At 51.0% G+C, this 20974-nt stretch carries 20 protein-coding genes; 6 read left to right on the top strand and 14 right to left on the bottom strand.

The window, feature by feature from the left end; translation table 11 throughout:
- Positions 1–3: 3 nt before the first annotated feature.
- The 10 genes from CFF01_RS16660 to CFF01_RS16615 form a co-directional block, all read right to left on the bottom strand.
- Positions 4–1878: a sensor domain-containing diguanylate cyclase gene (locus CFF01_RS16660; RefSeq protein WP_033539494.1), complete on the bottom strand. Its 1875-nt coding sequence runs from the start codon at positions 1876–1878 to the stop codon at positions 4–6.
- Positions 1865–2674, bottom strand: a complete 810-nt coding sequence (locus CFF01_RS16655; RefSeq protein ID WP_088905533.1) for a TatD family hydrolase — start codon at positions 2672–2674, stop codon at positions 1865–1867. Before CFF01_RS16655 ends, CFF01_RS16660 begins: the two co-directional genes overlap by 14 nt.
- Complete coding sequence (locus CFF01_RS16650; RefSeq protein ID WP_033539492.1) at positions 2674–3228, bottom strand: hypothetical protein; 555 nt, start codon at positions 3226–3228, stop codon at positions 2674–2676. Before CFF01_RS16650 ends, CFF01_RS16655 begins: the two co-directional genes overlap by 1 nt.
- 114 nt (positions 3229–3342) lie before the next feature.
- The gene (gene tatC / locus CFF01_RS16645; protein ID WP_033539491.1) at positions 3343–4098 is read right to left on the bottom strand and encodes a twin-arginine translocase subunit TatC; all 756 of its coding nucleotides are present in this window, start codon (positions 4096–4098) and stop codon (positions 3343–3345) included.
- Positions 4099–4101: 3 nt separating this feature from the next.
- Positions 4102–4500 (bottom strand): Sec-independent protein translocase protein TatB, encoded by a 399-nt coding sequence (tatB, locus tag CFF01_RS16640; RefSeq protein ID WP_033539490.1) that lies wholly within the window; start codon positions 4498–4500, stop codon positions 4102–4104.
- A 6-nt stretch (positions 4501–4506) separates the two neighbouring features.
- The gene (tatA, locus tag CFF01_RS16635) at positions 4507–4737 is read right to left on the bottom strand and encodes a Sec-independent protein translocase subunit TatA (protein WP_033539489.1); all 231 of its coding nucleotides are present in this window, start codon (positions 4735–4737) and stop codon (positions 4507–4509) included.
- 60 nt (positions 4738–4797) lie between these two features.
- Complete coding sequence (gene ubiB / locus CFF01_RS16630; RefSeq protein WP_088905532.1) at positions 4798–6447, bottom strand: ubiquinone biosynthesis regulatory protein kinase UbiB; 1650 nt, start codon at positions 6445–6447, stop codon at positions 4798–4800.
- Complete coding sequence (locus CFF01_RS16625) at positions 6444–7067, bottom strand: ubiquinone biosynthesis accessory factor UbiJ (RefSeq protein ID WP_033539487.1); 624 nt, start codon at positions 7065–7067, stop codon at positions 6444–6446. Before CFF01_RS16625 ends, ubiB begins: the two co-directional genes overlap by 4 nt.
- Before the next feature lie 484 nt (positions 7068–7551).
- Positions 7552–8307: a bifunctional demethylmenaquinone methyltransferase/2-methoxy-6-polyprenyl-1,4-benzoquinol methylase UbiE gene (gene ubiE / locus CFF01_RS16620; protein ID WP_033539486.1), complete on the bottom strand. Its 756-nt coding sequence runs from the start codon at positions 8305–8307 to the stop codon at positions 7552–7554.
- Between the two features lie 200 nt (positions 8308–8507).
- Positions 8508–9551, bottom strand: coding sequence for a formimidoylglutamase (locus CFF01_RS16615; protein WP_088905531.1), 1044 nt, complete (start codon positions 9549–9551; stop codon positions 8508–8510).
- A gap of 1145 nt (positions 9552–10696) precedes the next feature.
- Here CFF01_RS16615 and CFF01_RS16610 point away from each other — a divergent pair.
- Positions 10697–11236, top strand: a complete 540-nt coding sequence (locus CFF01_RS16610; protein ID WP_088905530.1) for a hypothetical protein — start codon at positions 10697–10699, stop codon at positions 11234–11236.
- Positions 11237–11350: 114 nt separating this feature from the next.
- A complete protein-coding gene (locus CFF01_RS16605) occupies positions 11351–11770 on the top strand; it encodes a hypothetical protein (protein ID WP_088905529.1) in 420 nt (139 codons plus the stop codon).
- A 752-nt stretch (positions 11771–12522) separates the two neighbouring features.
- On the opposite strand, the gene rraA is transcribed toward CFF01_RS16605, so the two are convergent.
- Positions 12523–13008, bottom strand: a complete 486-nt coding sequence (gene rraA, locus CFF01_RS16600) for a ribonuclease E activity regulator RraA (RefSeq protein WP_033539480.1) — start codon at positions 13006–13008, stop codon at positions 12523–12525.
- A 336-nt stretch (positions 13009–13344) separates the two neighbouring features.
- Between rraA and CFF01_RS16595 the strand changes: the two genes are divergently transcribed.
- The 4 genes from CFF01_RS16595 (at position 13345) to CFF01_RS16580 (ending at position 18591) form a co-directional block, all read left to right on the top strand.
- Positions 13345–13599 carry a YgjV family protein gene (locus tag CFF01_RS16595; protein WP_033539479.1) on the top strand — a complete coding sequence of 85 codons (255 nt, stop codon included), beginning with the start codon at positions 13345–13347 and terminating at the stop codon, positions 13597–13599.
- A gap of 103 nt (positions 13600–13702) precedes the next feature.
- Positions 13703–14233: a phosphatase PAP2 family protein gene (locus CFF01_RS16590; RefSeq protein WP_088905528.1), complete on the top strand. Its 531-nt coding sequence runs from the start codon at positions 13703–13705 to the stop codon at positions 14231–14233.
- Positions 14234–14259: 26 nt separating this feature from the next.
- Positions 14260–15312: an MJ1255/VC2487 family glycosyltransferase gene (locus CFF01_RS16585; RefSeq protein ID WP_033539477.1), complete on the top strand. Its 1053-nt coding sequence runs from the start codon at positions 14260–14262 to the stop codon at positions 15310–15312.
- Positions 15313–15408: 96 nt separating this feature from the next.
- Positions 15409–18591, top strand: a complete 3183-nt coding sequence (locus tag CFF01_RS16580; RefSeq protein WP_088905527.1) for an HD domain-containing phosphohydrolase — start codon at positions 15409–15411, stop codon at positions 18589–18591.
- 27 nt (positions 18592–18618) lie between these two features.
- Here CFF01_RS16580 and accC read toward each other — a convergent pair whose 3' ends face one another.
- From accC to aroQ, 3 genes are read right to left on the bottom strand one after another with little or no spacing between them, the layout of a single operon-like run.
- Positions 18619–19986, bottom strand: a complete 1368-nt coding sequence (accC, locus tag CFF01_RS16575) for an acetyl-CoA carboxylase biotin carboxylase subunit (RefSeq protein ID WP_088905526.1) — start codon at positions 19984–19986, stop codon at positions 18619–18621.
- 42 nt (positions 19987–20028) lie between these two features.
- Complete coding sequence (accB, locus tag CFF01_RS16570) at positions 20029–20448, bottom strand: acetyl-CoA carboxylase biotin carboxyl carrier protein (protein ID WP_088905525.1); 420 nt, start codon at positions 20446–20448, stop codon at positions 20029–20031.
- A 3-nt stretch (positions 20449–20451) separates the two neighbouring features.
- The gene (gene aroQ / locus CFF01_RS16565) at positions 20452–20907 is read right to left on the bottom strand and encodes a type II 3-dehydroquinate dehydratase (RefSeq protein WP_088905524.1); all 456 of its coding nucleotides are present in this window, start codon (positions 20905–20907) and stop codon (positions 20452–20454) included.
- Positions 20908–20974 lie beyond the last annotated feature (67 nt).

The following is a 20974-nucleotide window of genomic DNA, read 5'->3' as shown; positions in this document are numbered from 1 at the left end:
CAGTTAATTTAATTCTTCGATTTCGGGCGAATAGACGCAAACGCGATTTCGGCCCTCATTCTTGGCACGATAGAGTGCCTTGTCTGCTTGGTCGACCAGCAATTGAGTATGCTGATCATCGACAATAATTTCGGCGCAGATCCCGATACTAATGGTGAGCGGAATAGCCTGTTCTTCCCAGGTGAGTGGCAATTGGCATACAGTGTTGCGCATTAATTCAGCCACTTGCCTTGCTCCCTCCGAGGAGGTATTGGGCAGTATCATAGCAAACTCTTCCCCACCGAAACGTGACACCAGATCACTTGGCCGCCTTAATTTTGCTTTTAGCGCCTGGGCAATGGTCTTGAGCGCCTGATCGCCTGCCAGGTGGCCATAGGTATCGTTGATCGCCTTAAATCGGTCGATATCTATCATCAAGATGGCCAGCGGTGTCTCTTGGCGACGACTCAAACGTCCTTCGGCCTGCAGTCGTTTCTCAAAGGCGGCACGGTTTTTCACGCCTGTGAGACTATCGACAGTGTTTTGTTCGGTAAGTTTCTGGTTGGCCTCATTTAATTCACGAAGTGCGATCTCAAGCTCTAAAGTACGCTCCTGCACCATCTGCTCAAGGCGTTCATTGCTGTCGGCTTCGATTTTCAATGCTTCTTCACGAGCCTGACGAATGCGCTGGGCCTGAAGCAGGGCCTCCTGTTGGATCTTCTGCTTGGCTTTACGTTCATCGTTATAACGAATGGCCAGTACCGCGGCCATGAATACGATCTCAAAAGTCAGGCCAATCATGATAGGTGTCTGGTGCATGATGGGCAGATAGATCACCCCGAGATACATCAAGGCGGTGATAAAGGAGCCTGCCATCATACCCGACCAGGCGAGCGTGTAGAGTCTGGCCAGCTTATGACCTCGCAGGCTCAGCAAGATGGCGATCAGCATCAGCATGCTGGTGGTGAACAATACGGCGATGATATTGAGCTTAAGGGCCACCGAGTAGCTTAAGAAAGGGGTGACTAAGGTGAGAAACAGCGCTGTGGCGGCGCTGTAACGGCAGAGCCTCAGCATCTTGAGGTTATGGTATTTTAGCTGCAGGACCTTCTCGGAAAACATCAACACAAAGGTCAATGCGATCGGGATCAGTATGGGGATCATGATCGCTTGTAAGGTGGGCCAGTTGGGCCACAGATAACGAAACGACAGGCCGTGCAGGGTCGCCACCAATAGGGTGACGGATAATACATAGCCAGAGTAGTAGCTGTAACTGTAGGAGCGCGAGGTGAGCGCAATAAACAGGCTGAACAGGCCGATAGCCATCAGCGCGCCTAGCTGAAATCCTTGGTAGAGAGACTGGGTTTCGGTGGCGTTAACGATATGATCAGCCGATAGCAATGAGATAGGCAGATTGGCGCTGCCTTGGGTTGCAACGCGAATATAGAAAGTGTGTATCGCCTCAGGGGGCATCTCGAATCGGTAGAGAAAGTCATTGTTGATGATAGGGCGCTGATGAAACGGATGGCTGTCGCCCATCTCCAGGTGAACCGTCGGCTTACCCTTTTGTTGGTGGTAAAGGTTTATCTCATCCAGGTGAGGGTTAGCCAGCTTAAGGTAACGCTGCATCGGGATTTCTGTGGCGTTGTATAGGCTGACCTTGACCCAGAAGGGTTTGACCCCAAGGTGTTGATTAAACTCAGGTGAAAGTCTTTGCCAGCGGCTGGAGCTGAGTCGACTTACCTGATCTATGTGGGTGAGTTTGTCATCTTGTACATAGTAGAGCCAAGAGGAGAGCTCAATAGACTGATCTTTGTTGACCGCCAACAGTGACTCGCCTAGGCCAATGCCAGGAAAGCTTATGGTGAGCAACAGCAAGAGCAGCTTAAATTGGCTCATAGTCCGCTTCCAGGCCGAAAAACTCACAGCTGTTGAGATAGGCCTGACGGGCAAAGGCGTTGGCATTCTCGCCTCGCAGTGCTGCTATGGTTTGACTGATATAGGGCAGATACTGAGGTTTGTTCTTGCTCGACTTGGGTTTGGGGCGCATGCTTCGCGGCAGCAGATAGGGACTGTCTGTTTCTATCATGATGCGCTGGGCTGGAATATCGGCCACCAACTCGGCCAGCTCCTGACCGCGCCGTTCGTCGCACACCCAGCCTGTGATGCCTAAGTGCAGATCCAGTTCGATATAGCGTTCTAAGCTGGCACGGTTGCCGGTAAAGCAGTGTAATAATGCGCCTTTGAGCTGAGGGCGATAGCTCTGCAATATCGCCGCAAAATCGTTGTGGGCATCACGTTCATGCATCAGTACCGGCATTTCGAGCTCAACCGCCAGAGCAAGCTGCGCCTCGAAGGCCTCGCGCTGTTTTGGCCGGGGTGAGAAGTCCCGGTTATAGTCCAGGCCGCATTCGCCAATGGCTACCACGCCTGTTTGTCTTGCCAATTGCCTGAGTTGCTCGGCGCTAGATACCTCCCACTCACTGGCGTGATGGGGATGCACTCCCGCCGTGGTATAGAGAGCTTTCGGGTAACGGGCAGCAAAATCGATGGCTTGCTCGCTCTCTGGCAGGTTGGAACCAATAACAATAAGCGGCGAAACCCCTTGGGCCGCCGCATCATTTATGAGCGTATCACACTCTTTTTCTAATGGGCTGCCAACTAAGTTGACAGCTATGTCTATATAACTCGGCATTATTCGAGGCGTTTAACCCTAATGGTAGAGTTGGTGTCATCTTTACCCAAGAGGAAAGAGCTTAGTGCGCCTTTCTTGATATACACAGATTCGCCAGCCTTAACCTTGAAGCGGTTAGTGTCGTTCTGTTTCCACACCTGGCCGTTATCGAAGGTGATGGTTAAAATACCATGTGGGTTTTTCTTGACCGACTTGACGGTTAACTCAATCTTGTCGAGCTCGGCTTTCTCTTCCTTATAGACCTTACCAAAGCTCTCTTCTGCAGCTTGTGCAGTGGCTACTGTGGCGGCAGGTGTGCTAGCCACAACGGCGTTAGCCTTAGGAGCTGGTTTAGGCTGATGTGCGGGTGCCGCTACGGGCGTGACATTCATGCTGTGCTTAGGCGCCTTGCCTACTTTAGCCGCCAGGGTGTCGTAGCAGATTAATCTGTCTAGCTTGTCTTGTTTAGCCGCACATTGGCTGAGTTGTTGCTCAATACCAGCAGAGGCATTCAGTGAAAAAAGCAGAGTGGAGAGGGCTAGCCAACTGGTTGTTGCCGCAAAACGTAAGCGCATATAGAGTTCCTTTTTATTATGGAGAGCTCACGGCGAGACAGGGCAAAATGCGGGTAATAAATAGCGTTAAGCTATCCGTTGACGGCTAGCTTAACGCAAGGTTCTGTTTTATTACTACTCAGGGCTGTCTTGCTCGGTGAGCTCGTCTTCGTCAGAGTCCTTTTTACTGTAGAAACGCGCGGCAATCAATCCCCCTTCAAACAATATCAGCATAGGAATGGCTAACATGGTTTGCGAGATGATGTCTGGCGGCGTCAGCAGCATGCCTATGACGAAGGCGCCGACAACAATATAGGGACGCTTGGCCTTAAGATCTTCGACCGTCGTAACACCTGCCCAGCAGAGTAGAATCACCGCAATGGGAATTTCAAAGGCCAGGCCAAAGGCGAAGAAGAGTTTAAGGACGAAACTCAGATAGCTACTGATATCGGTCGCCACTTGCACACCTTCTGGCGCAACACTGGTGAAGAAGCCAAACACCACTGGAAAGACGATGTAGTAGGTGAAGGCAATACCCAGATAGAAGAGTATGGTGCTGCTGGTAAGCAGGGGTAGCATCAAACGCTTCTCATGTTTGTACAGGCCTGGGGCGATAAAAGACCAGATCTGGAACAAAACATAGGGAATCGCGATAAAAAATGACAAGACCAATGTCAGTTTAAAGGGAGCAAAGAAGGGGGCTGCCACATCGGTAGCGATCATGCTACTGGTTTCTGGCAATGCCTGCATTAGCGGCGTTGCCATGTAGTGATAGATATCGTTTGCCCAGTAGACCAGGCAGATAAAGACCAGAAGCACACTGCCAATGGCCTTGAGCAACTTGTTGCGTAACTCAAGCAAGTGGCTGATTAACGGCTGTTGTTGCGACATGAACTACCCGTCAGATTTTTCGGTTGAATTGCTGGCCTTGGCTGTAGTGGTCTCTGCAGGTTTCGCCTCGCTGGCGGCATTGTCGCTGCCATTGGCTTTCTCTTCTACCTTATAGGGACGATTAACAGATTGGGCTGCTTCTTTTAATTGATCGATTGAATCCTGTAACTCGGGAGAGAGGTTTTTTAAGCCCTGGCTTTCTGCCTTCTTGAGATCTGCATGCAGCTCTTCAATTTTAAGCTCTTGTTCCAGTTCATCTTTAACCGAGTTCGCCATGCGTTTCATGGCGCGAATCCAGCCTGAAATTGAGCGAACCGCGACCGGTAGTCTTTCGGGGCCAAGTACAACCAGCCCCAAAATACCAATCAACAGTAGCTCCATAAAGCCGATACCGTCGAACATAAGGAATTACGCCTGTTCTTTGTCCTTGGACTCAGTCTTCTTTTCGTCAGTCTGAGCAGTTTTTTCTGCGCTGGTGTCTTCGATAGCCTTCTTTTCTTCTTCTGAAGACATTGCATTTTTGAAGCCCTTAACAGCACCACCGAGGTCACCACCTAAAGAGCGCAATTTCTTAGTGCCGAAAAGCAAAACTACGATTAAAGCAATGATAAGAAGTTGCCAAATACTGATGCCACCCATGTAACTTTCCTCTTGATGTAATACTGGTCCTATTATGACCCTTTGGTTATTTAGTGCTAGCTAAAATTTACGATTCTTTGGTCTAGATCGCCATCCGAGTAACCAAAGGGTTGCACCGATGCCGATACAAGCGTAAGAGGCCCATAGTGTAGCGTTTTGAGAAAACAAAATACTGCCACAGATCACTAAAACTGCCGATGTGATTAAAAGGTAGTTACTTTTATGGGCTTTTTGTTGCTGTTTTAGATAGCGATCCAGCAACTGGTTCTGGCTATTAACAAAGTTTTTGCCCATTTTCAGGTTGTCATACACGAGTTCGGGTAGCTCGGGCAGCTTATCTGTCCAGTAGGGGAATTGCTTCTTGATCTTCTTCGCCATTCCCATGGGACCCATCTGTTCGTCCATCCAGCTTTCCAGGAAAGGCTTGGCGGTTTGCCAGAGATCCAGCTGAGGATAGAGTTGACGCCCCAGTCCTTCGATATAAAGCAGGGTCTTTTCCAGCAGGACTAATTGAGGCTGCACCACCATGTCGAAGCGACGCGCGGTACGAAACAGCTCCAGCAGCACATGGCCGAAGGAGATCTCATCCAGCGGCTTGTTAAACATGGGTTCACACACCACCTTAATGGCTTGCTCGAAGGCGACCAGATCTGTGTCGGCGGCGACCCAACCCGACTCGATATAGAGCTGGGCGATACGGGTATAGTCGCGGTTAAAGAAGGCGAGGAAATTCTCTGCCAGGTAGCGCTTATCTTGCTCGGTGAGCGTACCCATGATGCCGCAATCCAGCCCTATGTAGAAGGGATCCTCGGGATGCTCAGTGCTGACAAAGATGTTGCCGGGATGCATGTCGGCATGGAAAAAGTTGTCGCGAAACACCTGGGTAAAGAATAGCTCTACGCCGCGTTCGGCCAACAGCTTGAGGTTGGTTCCTTGGGCTTCCAGTGCCGCCCTGTCAGACACGGGGACGCCATAGATGCGCTCCATGACAATAAGGCGGGTAAAGCAAAACTCTTCGTACATCTTAGGGATGTAGAGGGCGCCGGAGTCAATGAAATTGTTTCTGAGCTTGATGGCGTTGAGCGCTTCTAGCTTGAGGTTGAGTTCACCTTCTATGGTGGTGCGGTAGTCTTCCACCACCTCGGCTGGACGCAGGCGGTTGCCCTGACCCAGCAGGGTTTCCAGCACCTGTGCGCTTTGGGTCATCAGCTGTAGATCGGCGTGGACCTTCTCTTCCACATTGGGCCTGAGTACCTTGAGCACCACCTCTTCACCATTAGACTTAAGGGTGGCGGTATGTACCTGAGAGATAGATGCCGAGGCCAGTGGGGTGTCGTCAAAATTATCGAAATAGGTCTCTATGGGCGCACCGAGTTCGGCCTCAATTTGGGCTCGGGCGATGGCAGAATCGAACGGCGGCACCCTGTCTTGCAACATGGCGAGCTCTTCAGCCCACTCATCGCTGAGCAGATCCCGGCGAGTCGAGAGCATCTGACCGAACTTGATGTAGACGGGGCCCAGCTCCTGCATCGCCAGCTTGAGGCGCTCGCCGCCCACCTTATCTTTATGTTGGTTGGTTAACCAGAAGAAGCTCCAGCGCAACAGCCTGAAATACCAGGGTTTGAGCTTAGCGGGGATAAGATCATCCAAACCATATTGAAGCCCCGTCTTTACGACTTGGTATGCACGCCGCATGCTTTTGATTGTCATCTGTTGCTGTTTGCCTTGTTTATGAGTCGCTCAATCCGTTGGCTTAAGGCGTCGGTATCGGCCTCAAGTTGTTCGATTCTATCACTAAAATGCACAAGTTCTAGCTTGTGTGGGCTCAGGCGATACTCTTCAGAGGTCAGTTGTCCCATATGGTCCCAACTCTTTGAGAGCACTTGACTCACCTGTTGCTTTAACTGCCTGGCACCCTGTGTCACCAGGTGGGTTGGCGCATCGCCGATATAGCGAGATAAAGGCTCGGCAAAGTCAAACTCCACCTGTTGCATAAAGTGGCTAAAGCTCTGTAATAGGTTGAGATCGCCTTCCAGAGTCAGCTTATCTTGCTTGATTAATTCAGTGAGATTCGCGCCTTCGGTGAGGCGGTACAGGGTAGTCAGATCGGCATTGACCTTAGTGGTCACCTCGCCATCATACTGGCTGAAGACCTGGATCTCCTTGGCAAACAGCAGATAGATGGGCCAGCTCAGTTGGCTGAGTTCGAGACAGAGTACCCGCCCCTGCAAATTGTGGAGTTTGGCGTAGGCGCCGGGAGACTGCTGAGTCACTTGTTTGAGTGCGGTTTCTAGGCCCGCACAGATCAGCAATGCAATTTCACGTTTCATGCGTTACCTAAGACCTATGAATCGTTGGCTGCTGGGCTAGTCATCAAATGATGACAGCGCAAAGGTGTCGCTATTCTACACTAAACTGGCGGCAAAAGGGCTAGGTAAAAATGTCATTTATTCAGTGAGATTGCGGCGAGGTGGTTAGGGTCTGTTGATCTTTCAAGTTTAATTTTTGTTCAATCTAAACGCGTTTTGCGCGAGGCGAGAGCCATGAAGCATAGTTACTCTATGTGAATGGCGAACAACAAAGTGCAGCGCGGGTTTAGATGAACCCGTTGGGCAGCTTTTGTAGGCCATTTTTACAGCGTTATCGCCCGTTTGTGTAGCATACTACACGGCACAGGCTCTGCCTTGTATAAATCACCTACAAACTGCTGCAAAAATAAACCGCAAAGATCAACAGGCCCTAAACCGGCGACAACAAAAAAGCCCCGAATGTTCGGGGCCTCTTTCGATATAAGCATAGGTATTCAAAACGCTATTAGAACTTGTAACCCTTGTGCAGGGCGACGATACCGTCTGTCATATTGGTGTATTCCACCTGCTCAAAACCGGCGTCGACCATCATACCTTTAAGGGTTTCCTGGTCCGGGTGCATACGGATAGACTCGGCCAGGTATTCATAGCTACCCGCGTCCTGGGTGATAATATCGCCCATCTTAGGCAGCACCTTGAAGCTGTAGATATCGTAAATTTTACGCATCAGATCATGCTGTGGCTTGGAAAACTCCAGGATCAGCAGTTTACCGCCCGGCTTAAGCACTCGCAGCATTGAGCGTATCGCCGAATCTTTATCTGTCACGTTACGCAGACCGAATGCGATGGTGATGATATCGAAATGGTTGTCTGGGAAGGGCAGTGCCTCGGCATTTGCCTGCACATAATTAACATTGCCCACAACGCCACGGTTACGCAGCTTCTCGCGACCCACTTTCAGCATGGAATCATTGATGTCGGCAAGAGTCACCTGACCTGTGTTGCCCACGATATGGGAAAACTTAGCGGTCAGATCGCCTGTGCCACCGGCGAGATCCAGTACCTTCATGCCCGGGCGTGCACCGGCACTCTCAATGGTAAAACGTTTCCAAAGGCGGTGAATACCAAAGGACATCACATCGTTCATGATGTCGTACTTGGCGGCGACTGAGTGAAAGACGTCGGCAACGAGATCTGCCTTTTTCTCTGCATCGACCGTTTTATATCCAAAGTGGGTACTGTTTGAGCTGCCCTCTGACATTACTGTTTCCTGTTTATTGCTGCGATTAACCGCGAGTGTATGTGATTGACTCGAATTGCTGAATCATTGGTCTATCACTCTGTGATCGATGTAAATAAACCGTGCACAATTTATCAAAAAATGCGTGATAGCGCAGAGTTTCAAAATTGAGGAGCGCATTACAGCATAATATTAGCAATATGCCAAATGCGCTGAGCGGCTTATCCCAAGGGGTGTTGCATCATACGACCCTGAATATAGGCGTAAATTAGCTCGCTGATGCTCTGGCCTGTTTCTCGGCGACCGGCTTCGACGCCAGCAACGTGACAGCTTGGCGCCGCCTCGGCGAGATGCAGGTAAGCAGTAGGGGTTTTGCGCGCTATCTGATGCACATAGTAGAGGGCATCGAGCAGAGGAATCCCCGCCGCCGTCGAGGCGCTGCTGGGCATATTGATGATGGCATCGAGATCTAACTCCAGCGCTACCGGCAGATCGCTGGAGCTTAAATCATTGACTATCTCTTTGACTGCCTGTTCCAGGCTGATCTCACGTCTGACCCAGATAGACTGCAGCGTATGCCACTTGCCGCCGAAGGCACTTAGCTGCTCCAGCGTCTGCTGACTGTTTTTCAGCTCGTGCAGCCCGAGCACATGGTAGTGACCTAAGGCGCCGCTGGCGGCAGCATAGCTAAAACCATTGCCGCTGTGGCGGCCTTCTCGCGGGCGAAAGTCTGAGTGAGGATCTAAGTTAACAGCAGCGACAGGGCGGCCGGTGACCTTCTTGGTGGCCATCAAGAGGCCGTAGGCATTGTTGTGACCGCCACCTATTACAATGGGTTCTAACCCTGCTTCCATCACCTGACTGACGACATCTATCACCCGCTCATCGAGCTTGTCGACATGCTCTCTCAGGGTCTGAGCGCTGCTACCCTCGGGCAATTGAAGATCGTCAGTGGCAATCTGCCCCAGCACCAGGCAGTGGCTGCCATCGAGAAACTGGTTAGATTGAAAATTGCAGAACTGCGCCATGGCAGCCTCGAAACCATCGATGGCGCCGCCGCGGCCCAAATTGGCGCGAGGGCCGATATCTTCGCCAATGCCTAGGATGGCAAAACGAGCGCCATTGGACTTTGCCTGTTCTAAGTGTTCGCTCAGGGAGCTCTTGTCCTCGTAGCAGTGTAGTGTTTGGCCTATCTTGGTTTCGCCGTCGCGCTGGGCGACAAAGCCCTGGCAACGCTCGGCAGTAAATGGAATTAGGGTTTGCATTATGGGTTCTGTTTTTTGTTGTTGATGCAAAGGTGGGGTAATTTTAATGGATAAAATTTAGAAAAGTTTGATTTTTTTGTGGGCTGCACAAATTTCAGTTTTTTGGATTAGATTTTGGGTGGGTAAGTTTTGATTATAGTTGTAAAGTTTGGGTGATAACCCCAGGCAGTATGCTTGTTGGGTGTATGTTTGAAGGTCGTACCTTCATTATTATTTAACGCCTGCCCGGCGGGGGACGTGCAGATACCCTTGTGAGACGCCGCAAGTACGTTCCCTGTAGGCTCGACGATGGCATCTGACCTACATGGATGTAGGGAATGCCAAAAAATGTAGGGAACATTTTTTGGCCCTGACGACGAAGGTCACAGCCGTATCTACACTGGGTATCTAACGCCTCTTCGATTTAGCTTTAATGGATACGAGAGGAATTTTGGTTTGTTTTTCGTTGTAGCGCTTGGCTGAATGCTTGTTGGGAGGTGTTTGAAGGTCGTACCTTCATTGTTATTTAACGCCTGCCCGGCGAGGGATGTGCAGATACCCTTGTGAGACGCCGCAAGTACGTTCCCTGTAGGCTCGACGATGGCATCTGACCTACATGGATGTAGGGAATGCCAAAAAATGTAGGGAACATTTTTGGCCCTGTCACGGAAGCTCACCAGTGTATCTACACTTGGTATCTAATGTTTCTTCGATTTGGCGTCTAAGGGGACGGGGAACAAAAAGCAGGCTTAGTTGTGTCTCAAAATGAGTTACCAAATTGTCGGTGAAGCAGTAATGAACCGACTTTCTGGCCTAGCAATTTTCATCGCTCCCCCGTCATGATGTAATTCACTACTTCCCATCAAAAACTGGATAAGCATACAGTCATATTAAAATCATAAGGATTTTGAACGATTTTCATCCCGTATTAGTGCGCGTCTTCTCATTTATCTTTAAATAAATAGCATTAAAATTAAATACTTATGTTATTTGTTAAATAGATAATAGGTTTGGAAAACGCGCATGCGCGTTTTTCCAGATGGTTTATTTAGCAAAATGTTGATAAGTTCATTACATACAAATAGTTAACTGTGCGCGTTTTCACTGGTCCAACGAGGTAAACGCGCATGCGCACTAATAAGCTGTTAGTTTGCTAGGGATAGTAAATGCACATTGATTTCATGCGTGACAAATCTACCCAAATGCCTGTTCTCGACAGCCCTGAGCAGGTGCTGTCTGCTCGCTTTTGGCATTGTAATTTCGAAACGTTGAAACCTTTGAGTGAATGTAAAAATATCGAAGTATTGATAATTGCCTCGCTCCCAGAGTCCAACTTCGATTTTTTACGCGATTGTCCAAACCTCAAGTACCTATCTGTTCTGCATCTACCCAAGGTTGCCGAACTGGTCGGCCTAGAAACGCTTCGCAATCTAGAAACGCTGTCCCTATCAACGCTGCCAAGTTGGGACAGCTCCGGAAAAACACAGTTGGTAAGTAGCCTTGAGCCCATTGCATGTTTACCTCGACTTAAACACTTGGAACTGTTTGGTGTAATACCTGCCAGCAAATCACCTGAAGCGTTAGCAAACTGTGCGTTGCTTGAGAGCGTCCGTTTATCCAAGTACGACCGAAAGGCAGCCAAACAGTACTACCAAAGCACGCAAGTTAGTGACGAATGGGCTCCGGAGCCGGTATTCGCAAACTAACAAACAAAATAATCAAGCACTCGTCGCTATGCTCCTCGCGGGGACAAGTGCTACAACGCGGCGGAGCCGCTGCACTTGCCCATTTTTTGGGCGTTATGAAGCCAAAGGTATCTGATGAACCTAGAGTCTCTTTACGAAGAATATGTCCAAGCAAAATCGGTGAAAGAAAAAAGTGCCGGTCATCAGGCAATTCAAAAAGTGATAGGTAAGGTTGCTTGTAATTTTCCGAAGGATAATCCTGAGGCTTTAGCGTGGTTTACAATGGCTTTAACTCATGACAGTAAAAAATGGTTTGTCGCAAAGCTACTTGAAAAGGTAAATCCCGTACCTAAAGCACTGTTTGATGATTTGGTTTTTGCATCACTAATTGAGAATGATCCGAGTTTTAATAAATGGTTTATCGCACCATGCGTAAGAACGTTTGGGGTCGATGCAGTTAAATCGAGAATAATGACTTTTTCGGCACATCCTCAAGTAATTGAAAATGATGGTGTAACCAAAGTAATGTACTGGGTTCCGAGGTTGGCTTCATAACCAGTTGCTCAAGTTTACTACGCCAGCTTCGGCTGGCTCCATGGGACTGGCACGTGGCGCCAGGCCCTTAGCAAAGCGTTATCCCATAGAAATTTTTATCCGAAACTGACAAGTTAGAGTTAAGGCCTTAACTCGAAAATGTCCATAAGCAACTTAGCTTTGACAGGATGATGGGAACCAAATGAGGCTCAATCGAAGAGATAGATAATCAAGTGTAGATGCTGCTGAGGGTATCGAAAACAGGGATGTTTTCGTTAAGCGGTCAGGGATGACGTATAGCGTCCTGAGGCAGTATCTGCACATAAGCGAGCCGCAGGCTATTAATTGCAATGAAGGTTCGACTTCATACACTCTGACCGGCATCCACCAAGCCAAAGGCAAAATGTTTAAAAAGAGCCAGCCTGCCTCGGCAGTACCTGCACATAAGGTCGTTCCTTCACATCCGTGTGATCACGACATTGGTACGTCCTTGCACTGCACCTGCCGCAGGCAATTGATACACCATGTGGTAAGGTTTCAAAATGCCACTTCAAAGTTCAAAGTTCAAAGTTCAAAGTTCAAAGTTCAAAGTTCAAAGTTCAAAGTCGCTTGAAGCTCAACATAGATAACGCAGTGCCTTCGCGACTGCGGGTAATACAGGTTGCAGTGAGAGAAGCGGGCCCATCGATAGGCCACAAAAAAGGACGACCTGTGGTCGTCCTTTTACGATTAAATGGCTAAGCCAAAATCATCATGCCATTTCGGGCTTTAGCTTAATCGATATCTAGAGGCTCGGGTGACAGGATAATGCCTGTGTTGTCGGCGTAGATATGGTCGGCTGGCAGGAAGGTGACGCCGCCGAAGTTAACCGGGATCTCCAGTTCGCCAACGCCATGACCGTCGGCGCCGACAGGGATAGAGGCTAACGCCTGAATTCCGATGTCGAGATCTTCCAGTGCGTCTACGTCACGCACCGAACCGTATACGATAATGCCTTCCCAGTTATTTGCCACGGCGATCTCGGCGATGCTCGCGTCGATCAATGCACGACGTAGTGATCCACCACCGTCGACCAGCAGTACTTTGCCTTCGCCATCTTGTTGCAGAACTTCAGCGATTAATCCATTGTCTTCGAAGCATTTAATGGTGCTAATTGAACCGCCGAAAGAGCTACAACCACCATAATTACTGAACATGGGCTCAACAACATCGACCACATCAATGTAAGTGTCACAAAGTTCTGAGGTGTTGTATTCCATAAGTCATACTCCTGTAGAGAGGCATTTTACTGGGATAAATCAGCAATATATTGTTACCAGCCAGTATATAAGGGATTCTTAAAAAGAAAAGCGTTATCAATCACGCTATTGGTGATAATAGCGGCGTTTGGCCAACTTGTTGTAATCTTTCTTTTATTGCTTTCTAATTGTGCAGAAAATATGACAAAGGTCATTAAATAACGTATTTAAATTACAAGTCTGGGCTAAATTTGTTAGCATATGGTCAGTCAACGATTAACTTAACTTTAACTTGCTTTAGGGGCACGGATCCCCCAGTTAGCTTATGGACGGCAGAGGGCCTCAAGAAGGTGCCTTATGGAAGCTTCAAACACAATTGAACTTATTGGTTATTCCGCCTCAGTGATGGTCGCTATCTCTTTGATGATGAAAGATATAGTCTGGCTAAGATGTCTTAACTTTACCGGTTGTACATTGTTTGTGATCTATGGGATCTATATCTCAGCCTGGCCAGTTGCCGGCATGAACGCCTTTGTCGCTTGTATCAATATCTATCATTTAGTGAAGCTGTTTCGTGCTAAATCCCAAGTGGGTAATACCGCCGAAGCTTAAGTTAGTCAGCCTTAGCTGTCATAAATATTTAGGCTAGATGTCACCTAGGCGTCATCGCAATTTTTTAGGCTCCTGATCATATCAAAGTGATCCGGAGCCTTTTATGTTTCAGACCCTCGCTAAGCTAGATCGTCAGGCCTTTGCCGTGATCAACGCCTATGGCGCAGCTCATGGGCTAAACCCTAAGGCCAGGTTAGTTTCGGCCACGGGCGACGGGCCTTTTTATCTCTATCTGTGTGTCGGCCTGCTTTTGCTGGACGAACGAGGGGAAACCCTATTCAACACGGCGCTTGCCGCCTTTATCTTAGAACTGCCTCTTTATCTCGCGCTTAAAAATAGCATTCGCCGTACCCGTCCCTGTTATCAGTCTCTGCGGGGCGGCAGTAGCCTGGCGCTGGCCTTTGAGCCATCAGACAAGTTCAGTCTGCCATCGGGCCATACGGCGGCGGCCTTTGTGATGGCCAGCGCCATCGCCAGCTGTTATCCGGCTTTTGCCTGGCCCGCCTTTGGTTGGGCTACGGCTATCGGTGTCTCGCGTATCATCTTGGGCGTGCATTACCCGCTGGATATTCTGGCGGGAGCCCTTTTGGGCGTGACGAGTTGCTACCTGGCATTACCTCTCATCGGTCAATAAATCACTAGCAGGAGTCAGCACAAAAAATGCGTATCCTTTACGGCGTGCAAGGCACAGGGAATGGCCATCTCAGTCGTGCCAGAGTTATGGCTAAGGCTTTTAAACATCAGCAAGTCGATGTCGACTTCTTTTTTTCCGGTCGGGAGACTCAGCGTTATTTCGACATGCAGTGTTTCGGTGATTATCGCGCCCAAACAGGCCTAACCTTTGCGACCCAAAATGGCTGCGTCAGTATTGCCAGGACGGCGCTGCAGAACTCCTTGAGTGCCTTAGTCAAAGATGTACGCGCCCTGGATTTGGGTGGTTATGACCTGGTGCTTAACGATTTTGAACCTGTGTCTGCCTGGGCGGCGCGCCTTCAGGGGGTACCCTCTATCGGGGTGAGTCATCAGGCGGCGTTGCAATACGATGTGCCTAAGGTGGGCAACGGCTGGTTCAATCAGATGTTGCTCAACTATTTTGCCCCGGTCGAGCGGGCTCTGGGTTGTCATTGGCATCATTTTGGTTTTCCTCTGCTGCCGCCTTTTGTCGAGGTAAGCGAGGTGGTGGCCTATAACTCCCATGAGATTCTGGTCTATCTGCCGTTTGAGTCGCCGGAGGATATCAATCACCTGCTCAAGGACTTTGGCGAGTACCGTTTCTCTGTGTTTCATGGTTCGGCTGCGCCGAAGGATTGTGCCGACAATCTGATTTGGTCTGGCTTTAACCGCGAGGGCTTTAAGGCCAAGTTGGCCCAGTGTGGCGGGGTGATCGCCAGCGCAGGCTTTGAGCTGGCCAGTGAGGCGCTCACCCTGGGTAAGAAGCTGCTGGTGAAGCCGCTACATGGCCAGTTTGAGCAGCTTTCCAATGTGGCGGCGTTGGAGTTGCTGGGCGCAGCGGAAAGCATGAAGTGGCTTGACCCGACAGCGGTAAAACGTTGGCTACGCTCGCCAAAACCTGAGCCTATCGCCTATCCTGAGGTGGGTGATGCCCTGGTGACTTGGCTCAAGCAGGGGAATTGGCATCAGGGGGAAAGCCTTTGTCATGAGCTGTGGCAACAGGTGGAGTTGCCGGAATCATGGCGTAAAAAAAGTCCTTAAAGTCGATAGGTTAGGATGCCATTTCCCTAGGATGTGAGGCCTGCAGATCTCTTGTTATACTCATTGAGTAGGATACTCTCGTGACAAGGATATCGAATGCAGGGCCTCACCTTAGCGAAACCCAAACGGCTAACCATACGTTTTACTGTGGTGGGCATCTTCATTATTGCGACGCTGTTTACCGCCTTGGTCGCTATCGGCTTGCAGTACTATTTCAGTCAGCGACTGGCCACCGAGTCCAGCCTTCACCTGTATAATCAGAGTGCCGACAGCACGGCAAGCTATCTGCAGCAGCTCGACAGTCAGGCGAGCAATACCACAAAATTGGTGGCGAACTTTGAAGGCCTGTATACGCCTATGGGGCTGACGAAAGCCGCCAAGCAGGTGTTTAGTCAGGCGATGCTTTCGGCCAACTTTATCTATGCCATCTATCTCGGCAGCCCAGATGGTAATCTGTTTGAACTGGTCAATCTCGACGCCCACCCCATAGTGCGCCGGCAACTTAAGGCGTCGCTGGAAGATCGCTGGGTGATCATCAGTATTCAGGGGAAGGGGCAGGAGCGTATTCGCGCCTTTCACTACTTAGATGCCGAGTTTAACCAGCGGGCGAGCCGGATGGAGCCCACAGACTATGATGCCAGCATACGTCCCTGGTTTATCGATGCCCAGCCCGGCAAGGTGTTTAAGACTGAGCCCTATCTGTTTCAGAATTTGCAGGCGCCCGGCATTACCTATTCCATCCGCTTACCCGATAGTGACGCCGTGTTAGCGGTGGATATCGCCCTGTCGAGCCTGGATGATTATCTCGCCTCGCTCAGTCTGGGAGAGTCGGCGCTGGCAAGCCGTGAGGTCTATGTGTATCGCGCTAGTGGCGACCTTGTGGCCTCCAACCATCAGCGTGATGCCGAGCAGCAGGGGCCGCGGGTTGAGCGACTCGAACTCACCCCAGAGGAGCAAGCTTTGGTGCAGAGCACGCCGGCGCTTATCGCCTCTAATGAAACCGATTGGCCGCCGATAGATTTTGCTGTTGCCGGGCGTCCCATGGGGTACAGCATAGATTTGCTCAATCTTGTGGCAGAGATGACAGGGCTGACCATCAACTATAACAACGGCTTTACCTGGCCGGAATTTGTCGACAAGTTCAGGGTGGGGGAGATCAATCTGCTCCACTCTGTACTCAATAGCGAGGCGAACCGCGCTTTGGGGGTCTTTAGCCAATCCTATCTTAGTATGCCGTTTGCCGCCGTCACTCGTCCTGGGCAGGCGTCGATCCATCATGTTGCTGAGCTTGCGGGCAAGCGGGTAGCTATTCCTAAGGGCTGGTCGATCATCCCTATCATCAAGCATTATTTCCCCGAAATAGAGGTGGTGGAGGTGACATCTACCCGAGGCATTCTGCAGGCCGTTAAAGATGGGCGGGTGTATGCGGCTATCGACAACAGCATAGTGCTGCACTATACCGCGCAGCAGTATTTTCTCGACGATCTCCAGTTTCATGAAGATTTGGACTATGCCCCTGTGGATATTCAGGCGGGCCTCAGCATGGTGATGCATAGGGATGATGCCGCGCTGGTGGCGCTTATTGATAAGGCGATCGACCATATCAGCCCAGCTCAGATACAGGCGCTGCGTGATAAGTGGTTTGCCCGGGGGCAGCGAGTCGCACCTCAAAACATCCAGGGCGTCGTACCTTACAAGGAGCTTATCGATATCGCTGCAGATGCTAGCAGGCATCAGCAGTTAAACGAGATAACGCTTAATGGCGTGCCGAGCTTTGTCTATGTCACCCCTTTTGGGCAAAATACCGCCGAGACTGAGTATTTCGCCATTTTAGTGCCCAAGGATACCTTGTTGGCTTCGAGCCTAGATAAGGTAGAGAAATCCATACTGATCACTGGCCTCTGCTTGTTGCTGGCGCTGCCTTTCTCTTGGGTGTTTGCCTCACCCATTATCACGCCCATCAAACTGTTGGCGCTGGAAAACCTCAAGGTGAAATATCGCCGTTATGACGATGTCACTAAGGTAGATTCCTATATTAAGGAGATCGATGAACTGGCGATCTCCTTGGTGGATATGTCCGAGTCTATTCGCCAGCATGAGCAAGACCATAAGGCCTTGATGGATGCCTTTATCAAGCTGATCGCCCAAGCGATCGATGATAAGTCTCCTTATACCGCGGGTCACTGTAATCGGGTACCCGAGCTGGGGCTGATGTTGGCCGAATATGCCGCCAAGTCGGATCTGCCTGCCTTTAAGGCGTTTCGTTTTCGTAATGCCGATGAGCACAGGGAGTTTCGTATCGCCGCCTGGTTGCATGATTGCGGCAAGATCACCACGCCCGAGCATATCGTGGATAAAGGCAGTAAGTTAGAAGTGATCTATAACCGTATCCACGAGGTGCGAATGCGCTTCGAGGTGCTGTGGCGCGACGCCGAGATCCACTATCTCAAACAGTGTCAGTTGAGTCAGGAACGCCAGGGCGAATTTCTGACCGCATTAAAGGCGCGCCGTGAGCAGTTAAGAGAGGACTTTGCCTTTGTTGCCGGGGCGAATGTGGGCGGCGAGTTCATGGAACAGGCCGATATCGACAGGTTAACGGCGCTGTCGACCATCACCTGGGAGCGCCACTTCGATGACCGTCTCGGCCTCTCTCCCGTGGAGGAGTTGAATTATCCCGATCATAGCGCCGAGGTGAGCCTGCCGGTGATCGAGCCATTGCTGGCCGATAAGCCTCATCATGTGATTGCCCGTCAGCGCCCTGAGGTGTTTGACCCTAAATTTGGTATCAAGATGACGGTACCCGAGGCGCTCTATAATCAGGGCGAACTCTATAATCTGAGTATCTCCCGCGGCACCCTGACTGCTGAGGACAGGTTTAAGATCAATCAACATATTACCAGTACCATCAAGATGCTCGAGAACTTGCCCTTTCCACCTGAGCTGGCGCGAGTGCCCCGTTACGCCTCGACCCACCATGAAACCCTGATAGGTACGGGTTACCCCAGAAAGCTAAGTGGTGATGACCTGTCGATCCCCGAGCGTATTCTGGTGCTGGCGGATATCTTCGAGGCGCTTACGGCGGCCGACAGGCCCTATAAGAAGGCCAAACCCCTGAGTGTCGCCATCGATATCTTGCATAAGATGGTGCTGGATCAACATGTGGACGCCGAGGTGTTTAAGCTGTTTCTCACCAGCGGCATTTATTTGGAGTACGCCGAGCGTTACCTAGCACCGGAGCAGATAGACGAGGTGGATATCGACAGGTACCTGGCGGCCTAGCGATTAGGGTTGAGGCCTGGCAAGCACTCATTTTCCAGGTAGCAAGGTATCTTCCAGGTAGTGAATCGAGGTCTCTCCCTGCTGCACCTTAGCATCGGCAAGCAGCGCCTTGAGCAAGGGGACATTGGTGTCTATGCCTGAGATTGTGAGCTCGTCCAGCGCGGTGCGCATGCGGGCTATTGCCTGGGTTCTGTCATCCCCCCAGGTGATCAACTTAGCGATCATGGCATCGTAATAGGGCGGAATATCATAGCCGTGCGTGAGGTGAGATTCCCAGCGCACCCCCAGGCCTCCCGGTACCTGCAGCTGAGTGATCTGTCCTGGTGAAGGTGTAAAGGTGCGCGGATGCTCGGCGTTGATACGACACTCTATGGCGTGTCCCTTGGGGGTCACTTGCGCCTCGCTTAGCTCGAGTGGCTCGCCCTGAGCGATAGTCAGCTGCAGCGCTAAGAGATCCACCCCTGTGACCATCTCTGTGATGGTGTGCTCCACCTGAATGCGGGTGTTCATCTCCATAAAGTAGAACTCGCCGTCTTGATAGAGAAACTCTAAGGTGCCCACCCCAAGATAGCCGATTGTCTGACAGGCCTTGATGCAGCTTTGGCCTATCTGCTGGCGCTGTTCGGGCGTTAAGCCTGGTGCCGGCGCGGCCTCGATCACTTTTTGTTGGGCCCGCTGCAGCGAGCAGTCTCGCTCGCCCAGAGACAGACAATTTCCCTGTTGATCGCACACCACCTGCACCTCGATATGGCGTGGCCGGGTGAGATATTTTTCCAAGTAGACGCCGTCATTGCCAAAGGCTGCCTCGGCTTCGCGGCGGGTGAGGGTGATGGCGGTAAGCAGCTGAGCCTCATCCTCGACGATACGCATCCCTTTTCCGCCGCCGCCCGCGGTGGCCTTGATGATTAGCGGGTAGCCTATCTCAGCGGCGATTTGCTTGGTGCGCGCCTCATCATGGTCCAGTAGACCGTCTGAGCCGGGCACAGTGGGCACTCCGGCCGCCTTCATGGCGGCGATGGCGCTCACCTTGTCGCCCATCAGGCGTATGGTGTCCGCCTTGGGGCCGATAAAGTGAAAGCCGCTCTCTATCACCTGCTCGGCGAAGTCGGCATTTTCGGACAGAAAGCCGTAACCTGGGTGGATGGCATCGACCTGAGTGAGATCGGCGGCGGCGAGGATAGCGGCAATGTTGAGGTAACTCTCTTTGGCGGGCGCCGGGCCGATACAGACTGTCTCATCGGCGAGTGTCAGGTGACCACTCTGCTTGTCGGCACTGGAGTAGACGGCCACCGTTTTGATGCCAAGTTGGCGACAGGCGCGGATGATGCGCAGCGCTATCTCGCCTCGATTGGCGATCAACAGCTTATTGAATCGTCTTGGCGTCGGGTGCGGCATGCGGTCTCCTCATTATTGCCTCTACTGAGGCCGGTTATCGCGCTATTCGATCACCATCAGAGGTTGATCGAATTCGACGCCATCGCCGCTCTGGCACAATATGGCCTTAACCACGCCTGCATGGGGCGCCTGGATCTGATTCATCATCTTCATCGCTTCTATGATGCAGACGGGCTCACCTTGCTCGACCTGTTGGCCTACGGCCACCAAGGGCGAGGCATCGACAGCGGGAGCAAGATAGAAGGTGCCGACCATAGGGGAGCGTAGCAGGGTTTCTTCGTCATATTCCGCCTCGCCTGATGCTTCATCTGCTTGGCTTGGAGCTGGCTGAAGGCGCGGGCTGGCCGTTGCTGCGAGTTGGCGGCAGATACGAATCGACTCCTCGCCCTCTTTGATCTCAAGTTCGCTAATATCCGAGGCCTGCACCAGTTCGATTAGCTTCTTGATCTTGCGTATATCCATGCTCTATCCCTTCTGCTGGCTGGCTTTTACACGGGCGATGGCCGAGTCCAGGGCGTAGCGATAGCCCTGTTCGCCGAGACCGCAGATGACGCCGACCGCCTTGTCTGAGAAGTAGGAGTGATGCCTAAAGGCTTCTCTGGCGTGCACATTGGAGAGGTGAACTTCGATAAATGGAATAGCAACACCGAGTAGGGCGTCTCTGAGCGCCACGCTGGTGTGGGTAAAGGCCGCCGGGTTGATGATGATGAAATCGGCGTCGGTTTGATGAATGGCGTCGATCAGCTCATGTTCGGCATTGGATTGAATATGGTTAAGGCTAGCGCCTTGCTCGGCGGCCAAGCACTGTAACTGCTCGACAATCTGTTCTAAGGTGTGATGGCCGTAATGGCCAGGTTCTCGTCGTCCCAGTAGGTTGAGGTTAGGACCGTTTACTAAGAGAATTTTCACCGATTTACTCATCTAGCACACCTTACTGCGTCAGTCGTTTAAACAAGATACCTGCAACTTAGCATACTTATCGGCGAAT

The organism is Shewanella marisflavi, assembly GCF_002215585.1.
In the GTDB taxonomy this organism is placed as follows: domain Bacteria; phylum Pseudomonadota; class Gammaproteobacteria; order Enterobacterales; family Shewanellaceae; genus Shewanella; species Shewanella marisflavi.
Note: the sequence above shows the minus strand (reverse complement) of the source record. Positions and strands in the feature narration are given on the sequence as shown.